The organism is Siminovitchia jepli (assembly GCF_047228825.1).
GTDB lineage: Bacteria > Bacillota > Bacilli > Bacillales > Bacillaceae_C > Siminovitchia.
On record NZ_JBFEGN010000186.1, the window covers coordinates 1 to 1,741 of the forward strand.

The window sequence follows — 1,741 nt, forward strand, 5'->3', positions numbered from 1 at the left end:
TCATCAGATTACACTCCATTTCCAGTAAATTTTTGGGAATTCAGGAATTTACTCGTTTGGAATGCCGAGAGTATATTGATTACTAATTTACGAATACCCGTTGTATGGAACAATAAACAGCACCGCAGTGCGAACAATAGGAAAAAAGACCTGATTTGGAGTTTCAATATAAAAATTAACTCAAAATTTGAAAATTATGTTACAATTTTGTTGGGAAATATCAAAAATTATATAATAATCGGTTGGCACTTGGCAGCGTACCTGTTAAAGACTAACCACCGCTATCGCTTATCCTGGATAGGTTGTATTTTTCGCGGTGGTTTTTTGTTTTTGTCCGGCAGCGGCCCTTTGATATTTCCTTTAGACAGCGGTTACCTGTTTGAAAATGGCAAAAGGGAGGATTTACATGGAAAAATTAAAAAACAGATGGCTCATCGTCGTTTCGGCAGTAGGTATTCACATTTCAATCGGCTCCGTTTACGCATGGAGCAATTTTACAAACCCGCTCATGGAACAATTTGATTGGACTGCCAGCCAGGTGCAGCTTACGTTCAGTTTGGCCATATTGTTTTTGGGGCTGTCCGCTGCTTTTTTGGGGCATTTTGTAGAAAAACACGGTCCCCGCAAGTCCGGGCTGTTGTCAGCTGCCTTTTTCGGAATCGGCGTTTTTTGCACCGGTTTTGCCGTAAAGCTGGAATCCTTGCCGCTTTTATACATTTGCTACGGGGTATTGGGCGGCATCGGGTTGGGCGTCGGCTACATCGCACCTGTTTCAACGCTTGTCAAATGGTTCCCAGATCGCAGGGGAATGGCTACGGGGATGGCCATTATGGGATTTGGCTTTGCTGCAGCCATCAGCAGCCCCATCATGGATTATCTGATCAAAAATACCGGAATAGCGAATACGTTCTTTATTCTTGGAGCCGCTTATTTTATAATTATGCTGGCATCATCCCTTTATCTGGCAAAGCCGCCTGAAAACTGGGTACCAAAAGGATACAAAGAAAAGGTGGAAGCCGGAAAAATTTCTGCAGACCTTGCACAGCTGACTGCCAACGAAGCCATTAAAACAACCCGCTTTTATTACTTATGGATCATGCTTTTTATTAATGTGACATGCGGAATTGCGATTCTTTCTGCCGCAAGCCCGCTTGCACAGGAAAGAATCGGCATGAGCTCCGTTGAAGCTGCCGCCCTTGTAGGCGTTCTTGGAATATTCAACGGACTGGGCAGAATAGGTTGGGCATCAGCTTCTGACTATTTGGGGCGGCCCAATACATATACAACCTTTTTTGTTATTCAAATCATTTTGTTTGCACTGCTGCCGTTTACAACGGTTTCAATTTTATTCCAGATCATGCTCGCCATTATTTATACTTGCTACGGAGGCGGATTTTCGTCCATTCCGGCCTACATCGGGGATCTTTTCGGCACGAAGCAGCTTGGAGCCATCCACGGATATATCTTAACCGCCTGGGCGGCTGCGGGAATTGCGGGACCGATGTTTGCTGCCTGGGTAAAAGATACGACAGGAAGCTATGGAAACAGCTTATTGTTTTTCGCCGGATTATTTGTTGTCGCCTTCGTCGTATCCCTGCTTATCCGTCTTGATATAAAGAAAATTAGAGAACAAAATACTGTCCGGACTGGCAAAGGAAAATTGTTTTCAAACTAAACATACATGACCGGCGGGTCACAAACTTGGCATGAAAATGTTTCCAGCCAATAGTTCCCAGCACAA

General features: G+C 44.2%; 2 protein-coding genes. Both read left to right on the plus strand.

Features of this window, described 5'->3' with window-relative positions; genetic code table 11:
- The coding region (locus AB1L08_RS22280) for a hypothetical protein (RefSeq protein ID WP_413066761.1) at positions 1 to 522 on the plus strand (522 nt) is incomplete at its 5' end.
- Positions 407 to 1,675, plus strand: a complete 1,269-nt coding sequence (locus tag AB1L08_RS22285; RefSeq protein ID WP_413066762.1) for an L-lactate MFS transporter — start codon at positions 407 to 409, stop codon at positions 1,673 to 1,675. The genes AB1L08_RS22280 and AB1L08_RS22285, both read left to right, overlap by 116 nt.
- Positions 1,676 to 1,741 lie beyond the last annotated feature (66 nt).